Origin of the sequence: Mesorhizobium sp. M0701 (genome assembly GCF_040320365.1) — a bacterium.
GTDB lineage: Bacteria > Pseudomonadota > Alphaproteobacteria > Rhizobiales > Rhizobiaceae > Mesorhizobium.
This window is the reverse complement of record NZ_JAMYPO010000019.1, coordinates 19,087-36,801: the sequence shown is the minus strand read 5'-3', so window position 1 is coordinate 36,801 and position 17,715 is coordinate 19,087. Positions and strand designations below refer to the sequence as shown.

At 61.7% G+C, this 17,715-nt stretch carries 14 protein-coding genes; 5 read left to right on the top strand and 9 right to left on the bottom strand.

Going from position 1 to position 17,715, the window contains the following annotated elements; all coding sequences use genetic code 11:
• Positions 1–99 precede the first annotated feature (99 nt).
• The 4 genes from NKI24_RS18870 to NKI24_RS18855 all read right to left on the bottom strand — a co-directional run bounded on the left by NKI24_RS18870 (position 100) and on the right by NKI24_RS18855 (position 4,442).
• Complete coding sequence (locus NKI24_RS18870) at positions 100–2,412, bottom strand: lysozyme inhibitor LprI family protein (protein ID WP_352747339.1); 2,313 nt, start codon at positions 2,410–2,412, stop codon at positions 100–102.
• A 38-nt stretch (positions 2,413–2,450) separates the two neighbouring features.
• On the bottom strand, positions 2,451–3,446 hold the full coding sequence (locus NKI24_RS18865; protein WP_352451895.1) for a PDZ domain-containing protein: 996 nt from the start codon (positions 3,444–3,446) through the stop codon (positions 2,451–2,453).
• Between the two features lie 114 nt (positions 3,447–3,560).
• Entirely contained in the window at positions 3,561–4,001 is a 441-nt protein-coding gene (locus tag NKI24_RS18860) for a hypothetical protein (protein WP_352747335.1), read from the bottom strand.
• A gap of 33 nt (positions 4,002–4,034) precedes the next feature.
• Complete coding sequence (locus NKI24_RS18855; protein WP_352451897.1) at positions 4,035–4,442, bottom strand: hypothetical protein; 408 nt, start codon at positions 4,440–4,442, stop codon at positions 4,035–4,037.
• Positions 4,443–5,329: 887 nt separating this feature from the next.
• On the opposite strand from NKI24_RS18855, the gene NKI24_RS18850 reads away from it, so the two are divergent.
• The 3 genes from NKI24_RS18850 to NKI24_RS18840 are packed head-to-tail and all read left to right on the top strand — an operon-like array spanning position 5,330 to position 7,345.
• A complete protein-coding gene (locus NKI24_RS18850; protein WP_352451898.1) occupies positions 5,330–6,301 on the top strand; it encodes an ABC transporter substrate-binding protein in 972 nt (323 codons plus the stop codon).
• Positions 6,298–6,990: a L,D-transpeptidase gene (locus NKI24_RS18845; protein WP_352451899.1), complete on the top strand. Its 693-nt coding sequence runs from the start codon at positions 6,298–6,300 to the stop codon at positions 6,988–6,990. Before NKI24_RS18850 ends, NKI24_RS18845 begins: the two co-directional genes overlap by 4 nt.
• 25 nt (positions 6,991–7,015) lie before the next feature.
• On the top strand, positions 7,016–7,345 hold the full coding sequence (locus NKI24_RS18840; protein ID WP_352458185.1) for a hypothetical protein: 330 nt from the start codon (positions 7,016–7,018) through the stop codon (positions 7,343–7,345).
• 122 nt (positions 7,346–7,467) lie between these two features.
• Here the strand turns inward: NKI24_RS18840 and NKI24_RS18835 are convergent, their stop codons facing one another.
• Positions 7,468–9,498: a transcriptional regulator gene (locus tag NKI24_RS18835; protein WP_352451901.1), complete on the bottom strand. Its 2,031-nt coding sequence runs from the start codon at positions 9,496–9,498 to the stop codon at positions 7,468–7,470.
• A 213-nt stretch (positions 9,499–9,711) separates the two neighbouring features.
• Between NKI24_RS18835 and NKI24_RS18830 the strand changes: the two genes are divergently transcribed.
• Together NKI24_RS18830 and NKI24_RS18825 are read left to right on the top strand one after the other, a co-directional pair.
• The gene (locus NKI24_RS18830) at positions 9,712–10,797 is read left to right on the top strand and encodes a PLP-dependent cysteine synthase family protein (protein ID WP_352747330.1); all 1,086 of its coding nucleotides are present in this window, start codon (positions 9,712–9,714) and stop codon (positions 10,795–10,797) included.
• Between the two features lie 25 nt (positions 10,798–10,822).
• Complete coding sequence (locus NKI24_RS18825) at positions 10,823–12,355, top strand: pyridoxal phosphate-dependent decarboxylase family protein (RefSeq protein ID WP_352747327.1); 1,533 nt, start codon at positions 10,823–10,825, stop codon at positions 12,353–12,355.
• 139 nt (positions 12,356–12,494) lie between these two features.
• Here NKI24_RS18825 and NKI24_RS18820 read toward each other — a convergent pair whose 3' ends face one another.
• From NKI24_RS18820 to NKI24_RS18805, 4 genes are all read right to left on the bottom strand, one after another.
• Complete coding sequence (locus tag NKI24_RS18820) at positions 12,495–14,135, bottom strand: ABC transporter substrate-binding protein (protein ID WP_352745508.1); 1,641 nt, start codon at positions 14,133–14,135, stop codon at positions 12,495–12,497.
• Positions 14,136–14,456: 321 nt separating this feature from the next.
• Entirely contained in the window at positions 14,457–15,449 is a 993-nt protein-coding gene (locus NKI24_RS18815) for an alpha/beta hydrolase (protein ID WP_352747323.1), read from the bottom strand.
• Positions 15,450–15,465: 16 nt separating this feature from the next.
• Complete coding sequence (locus NKI24_RS18810) at positions 15,466–16,143, bottom strand: isochorismatase family protein (protein ID WP_023678943.1); 678 nt, start codon at positions 16,141–16,143, stop codon at positions 15,466–15,468.
• A 20-nt stretch (positions 16,144–16,163) separates the two neighbouring features.
• Positions 16,164–17,468, bottom strand: coding sequence for a M24 family metallopeptidase (locus NKI24_RS18805; RefSeq protein WP_352747320.1), 1,305 nt, complete (start codon positions 17,466–17,468; stop codon positions 16,164–16,166).
• Between the last annotated feature and the right edge of the window lie 247 nt (positions 17,469–17,715).

Sequence of the window (17,715 nt, the reverse complement as noted above, 5' to 3'; positions counted from 1 at the left end):
CCCTTTCCCGTTGCAGTCAAGCTCTTAAGTTGCTCAGCCCCGCCCTATGTTCTCTTCAGCTATCCGTCATTGCCACGGTCGGCCGTGCCCATGGCCTGATTATCTGGTTTTCATTGGATCAGCTTTGCCACCTTCGGCGACCGTGACGTTGCCGACCTTTCCTGAGCCGGTCAGCGTGCCGCCCTCCTTGACCATGACTTTGCCGGAGACCTCTCCGTCAACGACAAGCAGTCCCGAGACGGAAACGTCACCAGTCAACAATCCGGTCACGCGCAACTCCGCCCCAGACGCCACTTCGGTCATGCCTGAATATTTGTTCTTTCCGCTCAGCGTCAGCTTGCCACCGGCGACAACGAGGCCGCCGCTGTCGCCGGCGTCATCATAGTTCGCGATGGTTCCATCAAATTGCCCGTCGGCTTCTGTCAGGATCAATCTGCCCGCACCCAGATAGACCTCGCCTTTACCGGTAAGGGTGCGAATGGCCGTATCGTTCAGGGAGTGCGCCACTCCCCAGGGCTTCAGGTGGTTTCCTTTCTGGTCGAGGTTGAGCACACCGTCGACCATGACGCGCGATGAATGCTCGATGCTGGCCGGACCGGCCAGGGTAAGATACCCATCGGCCGCGATATGGGTTGTGCCGGTATAAGTATTGGCCCCGGTCATGCGCACGTCCGCGTCCTTCTCGATCGTGAAGTCGCCGGCGCCGGAGACGATGCCGGCCAGTCCGAGCCATCCGTTGCTTCCAGCATCGCTGGTCGCGCGATTCAACTGCACTTGATCCTTGGCAGCCGCGTCTGTCGTAAAGTTAGCAGCGCTGACAAAATAGGGTGAATATGCGGTCGTCCTGTTTTCCAGATCATTCATTATGGAATTGGACTCGAAGAATGGCAGACCGAGAATGAGACCGCCGACTTTCATCTCATCGCTTTGGCGGAGAATGTCGACATCATCATATTCACGGTTATTTATACCATCATCGAATCCAAAAAACTTGAAGTCGACTATCTCATCACCGAATTCAGCAATATTAAGTCCTCTCGACTGAAGCTTACTCAAACTAGATTCTGTTGTAATATAAATGAAGCTTGTCGTTCCTGTATCCAATAAAACAGGTCCACTGAAATCAACCGATTGCTTCTTTCCCTTATGATCAAAGGAAATTTTATAACGGTAAGACCCTTCGTACTGACTGGATGCATTCGCGCCTGATCGCGGGAATCGTCTCTGGAGGAATTCGTAATCCAGTTCGCCCCACGGTATCAGGGCCGTAAACTGGGATCTCAGACTGGGGGACAAATTCAGCGTCAGGCAGGGAGCGCAGCCCGGTGTCGTCCTCTTTCCAAGATTTGCATTGGCGGAGACCACATAGCCGCTTTGCGTCTGACTGCCAGGAGCGGCGGTCTGGTCCCCCTTATCGATAAAATCGCCGGCTCCAAAGACGCCGTAAAACGGCGCCTCGTTACCGGGTTCGCCATTCTTCATGCTCTTGCGCGCATCAAGATCCGCATAAACCGGCGTATCGCCATGGTGGCCCACGGGCTTTTGCGTCACATTCGCATCCTCGAAGTCGCCGAAATCCTTGGTGAAGACGTAATCCACCACCCGACCTACGCTAAAGCCGCCGTCAAAGGTTACGGCAGGCTCTGAGGGATCATCTGGATCGTAATACGACAGGCTGTTGACCCGGGCCTGTTGTACCCAACCTCCATAGGTGCCGTTTCCATAGGGGTACATTTCGGGCTTGCTGCCGCGCACCGGCTCTACGCCAGGGACACTCGAATCGATCTCAGCGTTGAACTCATCCGACCCGGTGTCGAATTCGAACAGACGAGGCTTGGCACCATTGATGCCCAACGCAATCCCGAGTTTATGGTAGATGACTTCATCGCTGCCGGTTCCGAGGTGCCCAACAACATGTTGCAATGGAATGGGTATCGGGTCGGCAGCCTGGGCAAGGCCGGTCTGGCCGTTCTCCTCGGCCACGGCAGGTACGGCATGTGATGTGTTCGCTGCCGGAACGGGGCAGCTCGCATCGCCTTCCCTGCATTCCAGGTAACCCTCGAAATCTTTGACACGGGATTGCGTCAGGCCGTCCATGCACTCCGCGATGAGCGTTGGAATTGCGCTTTCTCCGGCCGCTCCTGCGGTCTGGAAACTGCACTCTGCGTCGCGAAATTTGACCCAATCCCGCTGTGCTTGAACGAGAAGCGTCCTGATATCCGCGTCGTCGTTCAGCCGGGTTTCGATCTGCTTGTAAAGCTCGTTGAGCTTCCTGTCGGATTTCCTGGACGCGGCATCGGCGCACTCGTTCGGGGTGGACTGATCCTTGGCGGCGTCATTGCACTTGTCCTGGGCAAATGCGAAAGCCGGCATGGCCAGAACGATGGCAGCGGTCAGCATCGCGGTTTTCATCGATGTCCTCGGTCTAGAACTGCCGGCACGGTCGGCCGCTAATTGGCATCGTCATCGTCCGATCCGTCAGCGTCGTTACTGTCATCCGACGCATCGTCATTACTGTCGGTGCTGTTTTCGTCTTCACCATCTGCCGACGGGTCGTCATCGTCATTCTGATCGCTGGAATCGTCCTGATCATCGGAATCATTGTTGTCAGTGCTGTCATCCGACGCATCGTCATCCGTGCTACCGTCGTCGGTGTCGGTGCTGTTCTTGTCATCATCACCGTCTGTTGAGTTTTCATCGTCGTTCTGATCGCTCGAATCGTCCTGATCGGAACTGTTGTCGTCGGTACTGTCGGCCGGGCTATTGTCGTCAGTGTCGGTGCTGGTATCGTCGTCGTCAGCATCGGGAGAAGACACATTTGCGTCCGGATTGGCGTCGCCAGGCTGCGAGTCGTCCTCGCGATAGCTCGTGTCATTGAGGCCCGTCTCCATCTCGTCGTCATACTCATCGACGATCTGTGTCCACTCCTCTCGATTGTCGACGCTCGTCCATTGCGAGATATTGTTGACCGAGATGTTGGTGTTGAAGTTGTTGACGGTGATGTTGGTGTTGACCTCGACGACATCTGCGACTTCTGTCCCGCGGTTCACGCCAAACAGGAAACTGGTGGCACTCGCGGCAAGGGCGGCCCAAACGAGTCTGTCGACATCAAGCGGCGTCGAAATCGGTTGATGCCGCACTGTGGCAAGCACGTCACCCGGTCGGATGCCTTGCCGCGCGGCAACCCCATGGGGTGCAACGGCCAAGACATACACCCCGCGAAGCTTGGGCGGGATCTGGTAGCGGTGCCGAGAGGCGTGATTGATCGGTATCAGAACCGCATCAAGAGCCCGGGAGACGTAGGGTTTCGGCAGATCATACTTGCTGGCATACGCAACATTGATCGTGTGCGGGACAGCTACACTCACAACAGCCGTCATTTTCACTGAAGTTGCCAATGCGCGGGCGAACTGCATTATCAGTCTGGATTTTCGAACGGTTTGCATTTTGCACGTCCTGCAGCTGATGATTGGAGTCGATCTCAGAGCCCCCGGCGCCGCGGAGCGCTCACCAATCATTCTCCCCCTGCACCAACGGTCAGCGGCAATTTCCAGCGATCATCACCGTCGTTCCGTAACTTCCTCGGCAAAACACTTTGCCAGGTCTTGCGGCGCTCCGAGCTTCTTCGCCCAGGACACCAGTTCAGGTTTCTCCGACGGATCGGCATAGCCGCCCCATACGTCGCGAAACTGCTTCTTTCCGTCGACTATCTGGAAGAACATCACGCCGTCGTCGCTCACCGGCGTGGAGACGTAGGCGGCGCTCCAGCTGCCGCTCTCCATGATCGAGAAGAACTTTGCCTGAGCGGGCTTGAACTTATTGGTCATCGCCGAGACGACGAGAGGGGCATATTCCTGCTTGCGCGCCTTCGTCACTTCGACCTTTATACCGTCACAGGCGTTATTCGCAGCGAAAGCGGACGTCAGCGCCATTCCCAACCCCGCAAGGCCGACCATAACGATTTTGGCATGTCGCCGGACCAGGCCGCTGAATTCAGACATGATTGGCTTTCTCCTTGTTCGCCCCCGAGTCCCTTAATCGGAATCGTCATCGTCCGATGAACTGTCGTCGTTCGATGAACTGTCATCGTCCGGTGTATCGACCTCGCAGCCGATGCCGCGGCAGCCTTGGTAGTTGCCTTGCGTATCGAAGTTGGGATTGCCTTCTCTGTCGTACTGCAGCCTGTCGTCGATACTTTGATCCCCGTCATCAGGATCGTCGACTTTACATCCGAGCCCATGGCAGCCGATGTAACGGCCCCTGGTATCGAAGTTGGGATTGCCGTTCCTGTCGAACTGCGGCCGGTCGTCTATCTTCCGGCTCCCTTTATGGGACCGATCAACCAGGCAGCCCTTTCCGCGACAACCATCGTAGTCGTCGGTGGTACAACCGACGATCGCCATCAAAGCAGTGGCCAAGGCCGCACAGATTACGAGTTTCATGATTCATTCCTCCGACTGGCTGGCGGCGGACATCGTCCATATCGGAAGGCCATTGCAGGCGGCGATCCTCGCTTTTGCCGCGACGGCTGGCGCCAATCGGAGGAGGGCAAAGCTTCGCCGGCCATCAAACGAGAGCCAGGATGTGGGCGATGCATTCGACGACTTAGCCGACGGTTGCCGTAATCTCTTGTGGGAGGGAACGCTCCCAGCGGGGGCCGCCGCATTAGCGACTGTCAACATTCCTCTCCCTGCTTAGTGCCCCTTCCGCCCAAGCATGTTTCAACGATCCGCTGACGCGGCTGTGCTTCCAAGAAATGCATCCGAGTCAGCCTATGACAAGGACAAATCCCAATATCGCAGGATTGAATTTTGCAAATGCTTAATAATTCGGAATCAGCACGGACTATCTTAGCAGATACTGAAATGTGATCAGTAGCAAGATTCCGGAATGCTTCCTTAGTTTTGCTCTCATTAAGCCGAGTTAGTGCAAGTAATATTCTATGTTGTTTTGAATTTTGCGCCCAGCTCTACAAAAAAGGCGCGACGATACCACATCTTATACGATCGCCATAATCGCGATCTATTGTGGTATTTTTTCGAACCCAGCCAACCGTTGCGAGGGCCGAAAGAAACGCGCCCCTTTGCCCGACTTTTCAACGCTGCGGCGTGCCAAATAGGGGCGCAGTGGGGGCGCCGCGGCCGCGTTGTGAGCATCTTCCCAGTCGGATTGTCATCGGGTAGCGTGCAGGGGCGGCACGTGAAGGCGCTCTCTTTGGCGAACGCACTGCCGCAGCTTCAGCAGTTGCCCGTCAGAAGATGGGTCCGGTGCTTGCCGCGACAGATTGTTCCCGTCCCGGTTCATTTCAGCACCGAAGCGAGGGGAAGAGATGCACAACCGATTTCGGCAGTGCCTGCGGAAAGTGTCGCTGGCGGCATTGACGATGCTGGCGCTAAACATCCCGATCCACGCGGCTGATCTCGTCATTGCAAAGCCGAACTGGCCGTCGGGCCAGGCGACGGCAAATATCCTCAAGGTCAGCCTGAAGGAAAATTTCGGGCTCGATGCCGACGTGCGCGAGATGGGGACGCTTATTGCCTTTGCCGGTCTCAATTCGGGTGAGGTGGATATTCATCCCGAAATCTGGCTGCCCAATCTGGACAATCTGGTGAAGAAGTATGTGGACGGGGCCGGCACGGTGGCCATCAGCCCTATCGGTGTGCCGGCATGGCAAGGCATATGCGCGACGCGTGAGGCAGCCGACAAATTTGGAATTCACGACGTTTCCGATCTCAGCGATACGAAGAAAACGGCCGCGTTGGATACCGATGGCGACGGACGCGGCGAACTCTGGATCGGCGCTGAGGGTTGGTCCTCAACCGCTATCGAGCGCGTCCGCGCCAACAGCTATGGTTATGCCAAGACAATGACCTTGCTGGAGACGCCGGAGGATGCCGGAATGGCGGCTGTCGATGCCGCCGTCGCCACGGATCATCCGATGGTGTTTGCCTGCTACGCGCCGCACTATGTATTTGAGCTGCACGACATTGTCCGCCTTACCGAGCCGCCCTTCGACCCGGCAAAGTGGAAGATCGTGCTGCCGTCAGAAGATCCGCTCTGGGTCTCGAAGTCCAGCGCGCCGGTGGCATGGGATACCGCACATTTTCATATCGCCTACGCCACCTCGCTGCGCAAAAAATATCCGAAGGTTGTGGCGTTCCTGGAACGGGTCGACCTGAGGCCCGAGGAAATCACCAAGATGAGTTATGCGCTCCAGGTAGAGCGTCAGGATCCTTACGAATACGCCAAACAATGGGTTGCCGCACAAGGCGCACGGGTGCACGGGTGGGCAAATCCATGAGCGGAAATCCTATGTTCGCGGAACGCGGCACCGTCCGGCGGCGCTCCCTCACGGCAGTCGTCGCCGCGGCGTTCGGTCTTGTCGCGGTGGCGGCGCTGGCTGCGGGAACACAGGTTTTCGACCCGAAAAGCCACAAATGGGTGGACTACGATCGCACCAAGGCGCGCAAATACTATGCCGCGCATAATGAGGTGCCCGAGGCATTTCGTCCGCAGATGGTCAAATTCCGCACCGCGGAAGTGCCAGGCACGATCATCATCGATGGCAACCAGCACTTTCTCTATCTTGTGCAGCCGGGTCAGCGGGCGATGCGCTATGGTATCGGCGTGGGCCGGGAAGGGTTTGGCTGGGCCGGCATCGTGCGCGTCGGCCGCATGGCGGAGTGGCCGACCTGGACACCTCCGGCCGAAATGGTCGCTCGCGATCCGAAGGCGGTGAAATACGCCGGAGGCATGGACGGAGGGCCCGACAACCCGCTCGGCGCGAGGGCGCTCTATCTCTATGAGCGCGACCAGGACACGATCTACCGGATACACGGCACCCCGGAGCCCTGGACGATCGGGCTCGACGTGTCGTCGGGGTGCATCCGTATGAGGAACGACGACATCGTCGATCTCGCGTCCCGCGTCAAGGTTGGAGCCAAGGTTATCATTCTCATGCAGGGGGCGGCACTTTACAAGGGTGTGTGAAGCGGCATTCGGAGAGGGACAAGCAATGTCGGCAAAAGATGCAGTGAGAACTTCGATCCTGGTGACGGCAATCGGATTCCTGGCTGGAGCCGTTAGCGCTTGTGTCAGCACGCCACCGCCGCCGCCTCAGGACCAGATGTCCAGGACCAAGGTCGAGACGGCCCCGGCGGACCTTCAACTGCTTTGCGCCAATGCGGTCGCCAAGGCGAGCGGTGTCGACAGCACGAAGATACTTCCGGTTTCATCGAGCAAGCTCGATTCCAAGACCTATCAGGTCGAACTCGATGCCAGTGGCAAGAAGACAAGCTGCCTCGTGGATACCGACGGCAACGTCAAATCGGTTGAGCCCGTCTGATCCGCTCTGGTCGACGAATTCGCAACCAACCTGACGATGCGCCATGGCTGCAGACATGACGATGTTTGGGGCGGCCAGCCGCGATGAGCGGTTTGGAGAGCCTGGCAAACCGCGCGCCTGCCTCACCCCAGCCCGATCCGCTTGGCGCCTTGCCGGAACAGCGCCTCGGCGTCCGGCTCGAAACGGAACGTGCCGATGAAATCGTCGGCGCAGTAGTTCGGCAGCATCTTGCGCAGCGCAGCGGCGAAACTTCGTGCCTCGTCCAGCCGCCCCGCCAGCGCAAGGCAATGCGCGGCAATCGCGAGGATGATGGCGTGGGCGTTGGGACGCGCGGCTGCTTTCAGCGCCCATTCGGCGGCTTCGTCGAACTGGCCGAGCCGGACATGCGACATCGCCCTGGCGCCCAACATACCGAACAGCAGCGGATCGAAGGGGCTCAGATGCCTGGAATGGTCGGATGAGCCGATCGCAGCCTGCGGGTCGCCGGACTGCGAATGGACGAAAGATAACGCATAGTGGCCGAGCGCGAAATTCGGGCTGAGGTCTACGGCGCGTTCCAGCTCGATGAGGGAGCCGTCCTGCTCGCCGCGCAGCCACAGCGCCCGCCCCATGGCCCAGTGAGCGGCCGGATTGTGATCGTCGACGAGCAGGCTCTGGCCGGCTGCCTCGAAGGCCAGGGCGCTTTCGTGATCGCGGTCGCCCCAGCGCTGGAAGGCATTTTGCCAATGGGTGAAGGAGAGGCCGGCATAGGCGCGGGCGAACGTCGGATCGAGCTTCAAGGCTATGTCGAAGAAATGCCGGGCCTGCTCGTTTTCCGCGCGGGTGAAGCGATACATGTGCCAGAGACCGCGGTGGTAGGCTTCCCAGGCGTTCAGCGAATTGGGCGCCTTCAACATGGCGCGGTTGCGCTCGACCGTCTCGATCTCGGCCGAGATCGACGAGACGATGCTGTTGCCGATGTCGTCGAGCACGGCAAAGATGTCGTTCGGCTTGCGCTCGAACGTCTCGGCCCAGACGATCCTGGCCGTGCGCACTTCGACCAGCTCGACCGCGACGGTGACGCGGCCGGCCTGGCTGCGTACCGTGCCGGTGGCGACATAATCGACATTGAGCCGACGGCCGGCATCCTCCGGCCCAATGTTTTTTTCGGCGAGCGCAAACACCGAACCGCGCGCGATGACGAAGAAATCCCTGAGCTTGGCCAGGCGGGTGATGGTATCGTGGGTCAGGCCATCGGCGATGCCTCCGCGTGGACCGCCGTCAGCCGTCTCTTCGGCAAACGGCATCACCGCAAGCGAAGCCTTCTGCGATGCAGCAGTGTCGGAATTGGGAAGCACAATTGACGCGTGAGGGGCCGCGGGTACGAGTGACGGTCGCGCCCAGAGCGTAGCGGCAGGTCGTTCGTTGCGGATCGTGCGCCATGCCTCACGAACGGGTCCGAAATCCAGATCCTCCGAAGCAAACAGCTGCGCTGCGGAAGCGAGATGTTCCTCGCACGCGTCAAACTGGCCGCGCTGCGCCAGCCCTTTCAGAAGAGCCACATGCGCGCGCCCGTCGAACGGAGCGAGTTCCAGCCATTTGTCCAGATGCGAAGACATTCTGTCGGCATCCACCGGAAGCTTGTTGACGAGATGTTCCAGGATTGCGGCGTGCCAAGAGCCGAAGCGGCGGCGCTGAGCGATCAGCCAGCTGTTGAAATGCGGGCTGCGGTCGATCTCCAGCCCATCGAGAAAGTCGCCGGCGAACATTCCGGAAAGAGCCTGCAGCCGCTCTAGACCGAGCGTCTCAACGCCCTTGGCGGCGGCCGAGGCTATGTCGACAGCGTCGACGGAAGCACCTCTCAGATCAAGCGCGATCGTGTCGCCTGGTGTCTCGACCCTGCGACGATGCGGTTCATCGAGGATGCCTCTAAGCTTGCTCAGGCACCAGCGAAGCTCGCCGCGCGGGTCGTTCGGCACATCCCACAAAAGCTCGCAGAGGCGGCTGCGGCCGACCGGATGCGGCGCCAGCGCCAGATAGGCGAGCAGCGCACACAGCTTGCGCGATTTTGGGAGCTGGATGATGATGCCGTTGCGTGCGATCGTCAGGGGTCCGAGCAGACGCACGGAAAAGCCGGCCACCTCGCCGCCGAGGCTCGATCGGGTGGATTCCACGTAAGTTTCCACGCCTGCTCCCACGCTGGCCAGTCGGCCTTTGTTTTATCACCAAACGCGACACGGTGCATCCGGCAGCGAATTCCCGCTCCGGATGCCGCCATTGCCGGAGGCAAATGTAGCGCGGCAAGGTCTCGAAACCTCGCCGCCCAAGCCACCGGTCTGTAACCGGCCCGTGACGACAAGAGACAACGACAAAGCGAGGAGATCGACATGTTGCATCAACAGAAAATCAGAACCACCGCCGGGCGCGGCCGTCTGTTTGACAGCGTTCTCGACACGGTCGGCGATACGCCGGTGATCCGCATCAATAATCTCGGACCGGACCATGCCACGATCTATGTGAAGGCCGAGTTCTTCAATCCCGCCGCCTCGGTGAAGGACCGGCTGGCGCTCAACATCATCGAGGAAGGCGAGCGCAGCGGCGCTCTAAAGCCTGGCCAGACCGTGGTCGAGGCGACCAGCGGCAACACCGGCATCGGCCTTGCCATGGTCTGCGCCCAGAAGGGCTATCCGCTGGTGGTGACGATGGCCGACAGCTTTTCTATCGAACGCCGCAAGCTGATGCGCATGCTGGGCGCCAAGGTGGTGCTGACGCCGCGCGCCCAGAAGGGTTTCGGCATGTACAAGAAGGCGGTGGAGCTCGCCGAAGCCAATGGCTGGTTCCTGGCCCGCCAGTTCGAAACCAAGGCCAACGCCGCCATTCACGAAGCGACGACGGCGCGCGAGATCATCAACGATTTCGCCGGCTCGCGGCTCGACTGCTTCGTCACCGGCTACGGCACGGGCGGCACCGTCGCCGGCGTCGGACGCGTGCTGCGCCGCGAGCGGCCGGAGACCCGGATCGTGCTCGCCGAACCGGCCAATGCGCAGCTTATCGGCAGCGGCAAGCCGCAGCAGCGCGGCACCGGCGGCGCGCCTGCCGCCAGCCATCCGGCGTTCGAGCCGCATCCGATCCAGGGCTGGACGCCCGACTTCATTCCGGACGTGCTGCAGGAGGCGATAGACGCAAGCCTCTATGACGAGGTGGTGCCGATTGCCGGGCCCGAGGGCATGAAATGGGCCAAGGCGCTGGCGCAGAAGGAAGGGATTTTCACCGGCATCTCCGGCGGAGCGACCTTCGCGGTGGCGCGGCAGATCGCGGAAAAGGCGGCACCCGGCTCGGTGATCCTGTGCATGCTGCCCGATACCGGCGAACGCTACATGACGACACCGCTGTTCGACGGCATCGAGGCGGAGATGGACGCCGAGGAGACTGCGCTTTCGCAGTCGACGCCCGGCTGCCAGTTTCCGGCGTGACGGCGGCACATCGGGAGCGGGCTGCATGGACACGAAGCCTGGACTGGCCGTCACGGCCACCGAGGAAACGCTTGACCCCTCGAACTGGGCCGACGTGCAGGCCCTGTCGCATCGGATCGTCGACGATGCCGTCGCTTACCTGCGCGATGTCAGAGAGCGTCCGGTGTGGCAGGAGATGCCGGTTGATGTGAGGACCTTCTTCACATCGCCGCTGCCGCGTTCGCCGGCGCCGCTGGCAGAAATCTATGGCGACGTCACCAGGAGTTTGATGCCCTATCCGATGGGCAACGTCCATCCGCGCTTCTGGTCCTGGTATATGGGCTCGAGCAATTTCACCGGCGCGCTCGGCGATTTCCTGGCGGCGCTCCAGGGCTCCAACCTCGGCGGCGGCAACCATGCCGCCGCGCTGATGGACAACCAGGTCGTCGACTGGTGCAAGCAGATGATGGGCTTTCCGCAATCGGCCAGCGGCACGCTGGTCAGCGGCGGCTCGATGGCCAACATCATCGGGCTGACCGTGGCGCGCAACGCCATGGCCGGCATCGACATACGCGAGCACGGCGTTGCCGGCATCGACAAGCCGCTGCGTTTCTACGGCTCCGACCAGCTTCACTCCTGTCACCGCAAGGCGATGGAAGTGCTCGGCCTCGGCAACCGGGCGCTGCGTCGCATCCCGAGCGATGCCGGGCTGCGGATCGACATCGCTGCGTTACGGGCGGCGATCGCCGAGGACCGCGACGCCGGCTTCAAGCCAGCCTGCGTAATCGGTACGGCCGGCACGGTGAACACCGGCGCAATCGACGATCTGCAAGCGCTGGCTGATCTGGCGGCAAAAGAGGATCTGTGGTTTCACGTCGATGGCTGCATCGGCGCTTTGCTTGCGATTGCGCCGGACAATTCGCATCGCGTTGCCGGCATCGAGCACGCCCACTCGATCGCGCTCGATCCGCATAAATGGCTGCACGCGCCATTCGAGGTCGGCTGCGCGCTGATCCGGGATGCCACCGTGCATCGCGGCACGTTCGCGGTGACGCCGGAATATCTGGAATCGACGCCGCGCGGCCTGGCCTCCGGCCAATGGCTGCACGATTACGGCCTGCAGACGACGCGCGGCTTTCGCGCTCTGAAGGTGTGGATGGCGTTGCGAGAGCACGGCATCGAAAAGTTCGGCCGGCTGATCGACCAGAACATCGCGCAAGGGCATTATCTCGGCGCGCTGATCGCGGCCGAACCGGCACTCGAACTGGTAGCGCCGGTGAGCATCAACATCGTCTGCTTTCGCTACCGCGCGGACGGACTGGGCGGGGAGCGCCTGAAAGCGCTCAATACCGAGATCATGCTGAGGCTGCAGGAAGAAGGCATCGCCGCCATTTCCGACACGACGGTGCATGGCCAGCATAGCCTCAGGGTGGCGATCAACAACCACCGCACCCGGCGCGACGATCTGGACCTGCTGGTGCGGGAAACGGTGCGGCTTGGACTGGAGATTTCAAGGCCTGGCGTGGCTCTTCCTTCTTCCCTTCTTGTGGGAGAAGGTGGACGCGAAGCGGCCGGATGAGAGGCGTTCCAGCTTGATACTGACGGCACTCCGTCCGCACCCCTCAACCGTCTTGGCGCTGCGCGCCAATCCACCTTCTCCCACAAGGGGAGAAGGAAGAAGGAGCGGCGCTGGCCCCGACAATTGGTCGTCTGCAAGGCTACGCCTCGAGCCAAACCTTCTCGAAGTGCTGCTCGAGCGACTGGTGCTGCTCGCAGCCATGCACGCCCTTGCGGTAGGTGCGGTAGACCGAGCGCCAGTAGGGCTGGATGATGATGCCGGAATCGCGCAGATTCTGCTCGATCTTGGCCATGAGCTCCTTGCGGGCGCCGGGATCGGGCATCGCCAGCGCCTTGTCGAGCAGACTGTCGAATTCTGGATCGGCGTAGGCGCTCTCGTTCCATGCGGCGCCAGACTTATAAGCGAGCGCCAGCACCTGGACGCCGAGCGGCCGGCCGAGCCACTCCGTGCAGGAGAAAGGATATTTGCTCCAGTCGTTCCAGAAGGTCGCGGCCGGCAGCACGGTGCGCTTGATCTTCAGCCCGGCCTCGCGCATCTGCGCGGCGATGGCGTCGCCGGTGCTCTTCTGCCAGTCGACGTCGACGGAGATGAGTTCGTATTCGTGGTCGGCCTTGCCGGCCTCGGCGAGCAGGGCCTTGGCTTGATCAATGTTGCGGACGGCCGGGCCGATATCGGCATATTCGGGATGCATCGGCCCGACATGATGGTTCTCGGCAGGCTTGCCGCGGTTGTCCATGCCGATCTTCAGCACGGCGGCGTTGTCGACGGCGAGCTGGGCGGCGCGGCGCACCTTGATGTCGTCATAGGGCGGATTGCCGATATTGAACCGCGCGACGATGGTCGAGCCGGTGGCAATTTCCGAATTGCTCAGGCCCATGGAGTCGGTCTGCGCAACCGTGTCGGAGGCGGTTTCGTGGTCGGTGTCGATCTCGCCCGATTCGAAGGCCGACAGCATCGCATTGGGGTCGGAGCCGTAGTCCACCCATTTGATGCCGTCGAGGTAGAACTCGCCCTTCCACCATGGCTTGTCTTTGCGGCGGACTTCGGCGCCGACCTCGGCGTCCCATGCCACGAGTTCGCAAGGCCCGGTGGTGATCGCCAATGCCTTCAGCGGATCGCCGTCGCCTTCATAGCTGCGGTGCATGATCAGCGCCGGGTAGTCGGCCATGCCGGCGATCAGCGAAATGTCGGGCTTGGGCAAATTGAGCCGCACGGTGACGTCGTCGACGCGTTCGATGCCGCCGTCGACGGCTTTCTTGGTGTCGGCGTTGACCAGCGCGCCCATGCGCGCGGCGACCGAATTGCCGGCGACGGACGCATCGCACCAGCGCGTCAGATTGTGGATCACGTCGTCGGCGTTGAAGGTGTCGCCGTTCGACCAGGTGATGCCCTTGCGGACATGCAGCGTCAGCACGCGGGCGTCGTCGCTGGTTTCCCAGCTCTCGAGCAGCCATGGCTCGAAGGTGAAGTCGCGCTTCCAGCGCACCAAATATTCGTTGCACTGGCGGGCGACGTTGGACATCTCGACGCCGTCGAAGGTGCGCGGATCCTTCCAGCCCTTGACGTTCATGGCGACACGCAAGATGCCGCCGCGCTTCGGCTCCTCGGCCCTGGCCGGTGACGGCGCAAGCCCGCCGAGCGCCAGCGCGCCGGTAGCGCTGACGCCGAGCGCAGCCATGGTGGCGAGATATTCGCGCCGGTTCATCTGGCGTTTCTTGAAGCCATCGGCGACGGGCTCGGCCTGCGGATGCAGTTTTCGATCGGTCAGCATGAACTTCATTGTCGTCATTCCCCTGTTGTTGGGCACCTCTGCCGATCGCCAAACGCGGGGGACGGATGCGATCGCCGGAGCGCCATTGCCTCGGGGATGATAGGGCGAGCTCCCGTGGGGGAGTTGTTCGGACTTCCGCAGTTCTTGTGCGCTATTCCGCAAACGGAAGGTCCCCCTCACCCGGATTGCCAACCGAATTACGAAGAGCAATTCGGGGCAATCCGACCTCTCCCCCGGGGGAGAGGAGGTCGCCAGCGTTGATGCCAGCCTCTTCTCCCCAGCGGGGAGAAGGTGGACGCGAAGCGGCCGGATAAGGGGGCCTTCGCAACCTCAGTAAGGCCAGTCGCCTTTGCCGAGCGCGGCGATGGCCGCAACGATGCGGGCGAAGGCTTCGCCGGCGCGCGGCACGGTCTTGCGGGCGCGTAGAAAGCCATGCACGAGGCGCGGCTCCTCATGCCACCAGGCGCGACCGCCGGCGGCCAGGATGCGGTCGCGATAGGACTCGCCTTCCGAGGACAGCGGGTCGCATTGCGCGGTGACGATGACCGTCGGCGGCAGCCCGGAGAAGTCGGTATCGCTGAGCGGCGAAAAGGTCGGGTCGTCTTGCGACTGTCCCTTCGCCGACCGGATCTGGCGATAGAACTCGATGTCGCGCAACGTCAGCAGCGGCGCTTCGGCGTGCTTGACATAGGAGCCGGCGCTCTCTTTGCCAACTGGTTCCGGGCCGCCGAGCTCGGCATAGATCAGCACCTGGCCGATCGCATGGCGAGGATGGCGGTGTGTCGCCTGTGCCACCGCAGCGGCCAGATTGCCGCCGGCGCTTTCGCCGCAGAGCACTATCGGCAGGCCGGCCGTCGCCGCCGCCCATTCGAATACGGCCAGCGCATCGTCGAAGGCGGCCGGATGCAGATGCTCGGGCGCCAGCCGGTAATCGGCGGACAGCACGGCAAAGCCGGTGCCGGCGCAGATCTCGGCGCAGATGTCGTCATGGCTGTCGAGCCCGCCAAGGACGAAGCCGCCGCCGTGATAATAGACAACCATCGCCTGCGGCGCCGTGCCCGCCATCTGGTAACGCCGGACCGGGATCGCACGGTCGCCGGCAGGAACCGCGCTGTCGCTGGCCTTGACGCCGGGTGGGTAGGGCTCGCGAAACATCCGGCACATGGCATCATAGACCGCCCGCTGCCTGTCGATCGGCATGTAGACGATTTCGGGCGGATACCACTCGTTGACCCGATCGATATAGGCCCACAGCTCCGGATCGAGCAGCGTTTGGTATTTTCCGCGCCCTCTCGTTCCGGGTCGCTCGGCCTCAGTGATCATCGCTGCGCGATCCCGCTCAGAGCTCGGCGTAGAGCCGGGCAGCATTTTCATAGCTGAAGCGCAGCGGCACCGAGCCCTCGACCTGCCAGGCTTCGACCGTCTCGCCTGCCAGCAGCCGGCAGGCGCCGTCGGTGGTGGTGACGGCACCGCCATAGAGCCGGTTGGCAAGGTTGAGGATGGCCGTCTGGTGCATCGCCGTGCTGCCGCTGCCGCAGGCATCCTTGACCAGCAGCACTCGAAACCCGAGCGCCACCGCATCCTTGACGGTGGCATCGATGCAGGCCTCGGTCCAGACGCCGGCAACGACCAGCCACTCGATGCCGTCGGCCTTCAGCCGCTCGGCGGCAGGCCCCGCGCGGAAGGCGCTGGCATCGGTCTTGACCAGCATCATCTCGCCTGTCGCCGGGCCCACTTCCGCGCAGATCGCAGTCAGCGGATCGTCCTTGTCGGAAAACGCCGACTTGCCGCTGGCCTCGACCGGGTGGAACGGCCGCGCCGTGGCGAGATCGACGATATAGGCCCAGTGGTAAAGGGGCACATTGTTGGCCCGCGCCGCCTCCTGCAGCCGCTGGACGTTGGCGAGGATGTCGCCATAGCCTTCGACCAGATAGCGCTTGTCCCGCCGATGCTCCTCCTGGAGATCGATGAACACCGCCGCCACCTTGCCGCGCTTGATCGAGATCGGGCTTTTCATGCAAAACTGCCTGTCAACACTCAAACCTGCCTGTCAAGGAACTCGTCCTCATAAGGGAAGCGCGACAGAAGCTCGGTGCCGGTCTCGGTGATCAGGATCTCGTCCTCCAGCTTGACGCCCTCGCGGCCGCCCTTCTCGCCGATATAGCTTTCGACGCTGACCACCATGCCGGGCACGATGACACCGTCGCGGCCATAGGTCTCGTAGTCCATGGCATGCGCGATGAACGGCGTCTCGCCATGCATGCCGACGCCGTGCATGACCGAGGTGTAGCGCTGGTCGACGAAGCGGTCGGGAATTTTCCAGGCCTTTTCGGCAATCTCGCGAAATGCCATGCCCGGCTTGACGACCCCGATATTGTGCTGAACCTGGTCGTGCGCCATCTTGTAGAGCGACTTCTGGTAATCCGTCGGCCTGCCCGGGCCGCAGCGGAAGGTACGCGAGAAATCCGAATAATAGCCGTAGCAGCCGATCGTATCGGTATCGAGCGCCAAGAGTTCGCCCGGCCTGATCTTGCGGCCGCTCGCTTCGTTGAACCAAGGATTGGTGCGCTGGCCCGAGGTCAGCAAACGGGTTTCGATGAACTCGCCGCCTTGGCGGATCACCTCGCCATACATGATGGCGAACAGGTCGTTTTCGGAAACGCCGGGCTTGATCGCCTCGCGCACGGCATAGACGGCGGCCTCGGCGCCAGCCATCGACACCTGCAGGCATTTTACTTCCTCGGGCGTCTTGACCGCGCGCACCGCCAAAATCTCGCCCTGGCAATCCCGCACCTCGCAGCCGCGCTTTTCCAAGGCCAGTGCCTGCAGATGGCTGCAGCGGTCGAGCCCGAGCTTCATCGAGCCGCCGCCATGCGCCTTGAGCAATTCGGCGACCTCATCGGCGAACGGGCCGGCGGTCTCGTCGTCGCGGCCTGACACCGATGACCAGACCAGCTTGGACGGACGCGCCTCGTCGATCGTGTCGAGCACCATCGAGACATGGTAGCTCTGCGGATATTCGAACAACACGATCGGCCCTTCGGTGGCGATGAAGAAGTAGCGCGTCGAGTTGCGCAGGAAATAGCCGAACATGTTGCGCGAGCCGGTGGCGTAGCGCTGGTTGTAGGGGTCGAACAAAACGACGCCGCCATAGCCGGCCTCGCGCATCCAGGCGCGCAGCCTGGCCAGCCGGCCCTTGCGCAGCGCGCCGGCGTCGATGAAGGACGGCTCGGTGTCCGACAGCCACATGCCGCCGGCCGGATCCGCCGCCGCCGGATGGCGCATGCGATCCCTAAAGTCGACATCCTCAGTGCTGTCAGGGTCAAAAACGACGATGCTCATGGGTGCCTCCTGGAAGCGGCGAGGATGGGCCATGCGCCGCGTAGAGGCTGTGCGAGATACCGCAGATGTTGTGCGAAATACCGCTTGAAGTCGTTCCGTAGCGTTCTACGGCGCCCCCCTCTGTCCCTGCCGGACATCTCCCCCTCAAGGGGGGAGATCGGCTCGTCATCGCCGCTTTCGTGAATTTCCACCGTCGCAGGAGGAGCGGAGCATCGAAGCTGCCAATCTCCCCCCTCGTGGGGGAGAT

What these genes read in the sequence shown, in the direction of transcription:
- NKI24_RS18840 (WP_352458185.1), top strand. Translation starts at nt 7,016, where the DNA reads ATGTCGGCAAAAGATGCAGTGAGAACTTCGATCCTGGTGACGGCAATC.
- NKI24_RS18865 (WP_352451895.1), bottom strand. Translation starts at nt 3,446, where the DNA reads ATGCAAACCGTTCGAAAATCCAGACTGATAATGCAGTTCGCCCGCGCA.
- NKI24_RS18830 (WP_352747330.1), top strand. Translation starts at nt 9,712, where the DNA reads ATGTTGCATCAACAGAAAATCAGAACCACCGCCGGGCGCGGCCGTCTG.
- NKI24_RS18845 (WP_352451899.1), top strand. Translation starts at nt 6,298, where the DNA reads ATGAGCGGAAATCCTATGTTCGCGGAACGCGGCACCGTCCGGCGGCGC.
- NKI24_RS18820 (WP_352745508.1), bottom strand. Translation starts at nt 14,135, where the DNA reads ATGAAGTTCATGCTGACCGATCGAAAACTGCATCCGCAGGCCGAGCCC.
- NKI24_RS18810 (WP_023678943.1), bottom strand. Translation starts at nt 16,143, where the DNA reads ATGAAAAGCCCGATCTCGATCAAGCGCGGCAAGGTGGCGGCGGTGTTC.
- NKI24_RS18850 (WP_352451898.1), top strand. Translation starts at nt 5,330, where the DNA reads ATGCACAACCGATTTCGGCAGTGCCTGCGGAAAGTGTCGCTGGCGGCA.
- NKI24_RS18870 (WP_352747339.1), bottom strand. Translation starts at nt 2,412, where the DNA reads ATGAAAACCGCGATGCTGACCGCTGCCATCGTTCTGGCCATGCCGGCT.
- NKI24_RS18855 (WP_352451897.1), bottom strand. Translation starts at nt 4,442, where the DNA reads ATGAAACTCGTAATCTGTGCGGCCTTGGCCACTGCTTTGATGGCGATC.
- NKI24_RS18825 (WP_352747327.1), top strand. Translation starts at nt 10,823, where the DNA reads ATGGACACGAAGCCTGGACTGGCCGTCACGGCCACCGAGGAAACGCTT.
- NKI24_RS18860 (WP_352747335.1), bottom strand. Translation starts at nt 4,001, where the DNA reads ATGTCTGAATTCAGCGGCCTGGTCCGGCGACATGCCAAAATCGTTATG.
- NKI24_RS18805 (WP_352747320.1), bottom strand. Translation starts at nt 17,468, where the DNA reads ATGAGCATCGTCGTTTTTGACCCTGACAGCACTGAGGATGTCGACTTT.
- NKI24_RS18815 (WP_352747323.1), bottom strand. Translation starts at nt 15,449, where the DNA reads ATGATCACTGAGGCCGAGCGACCCGGAACGAGAGGGCGCGGAAAATAC.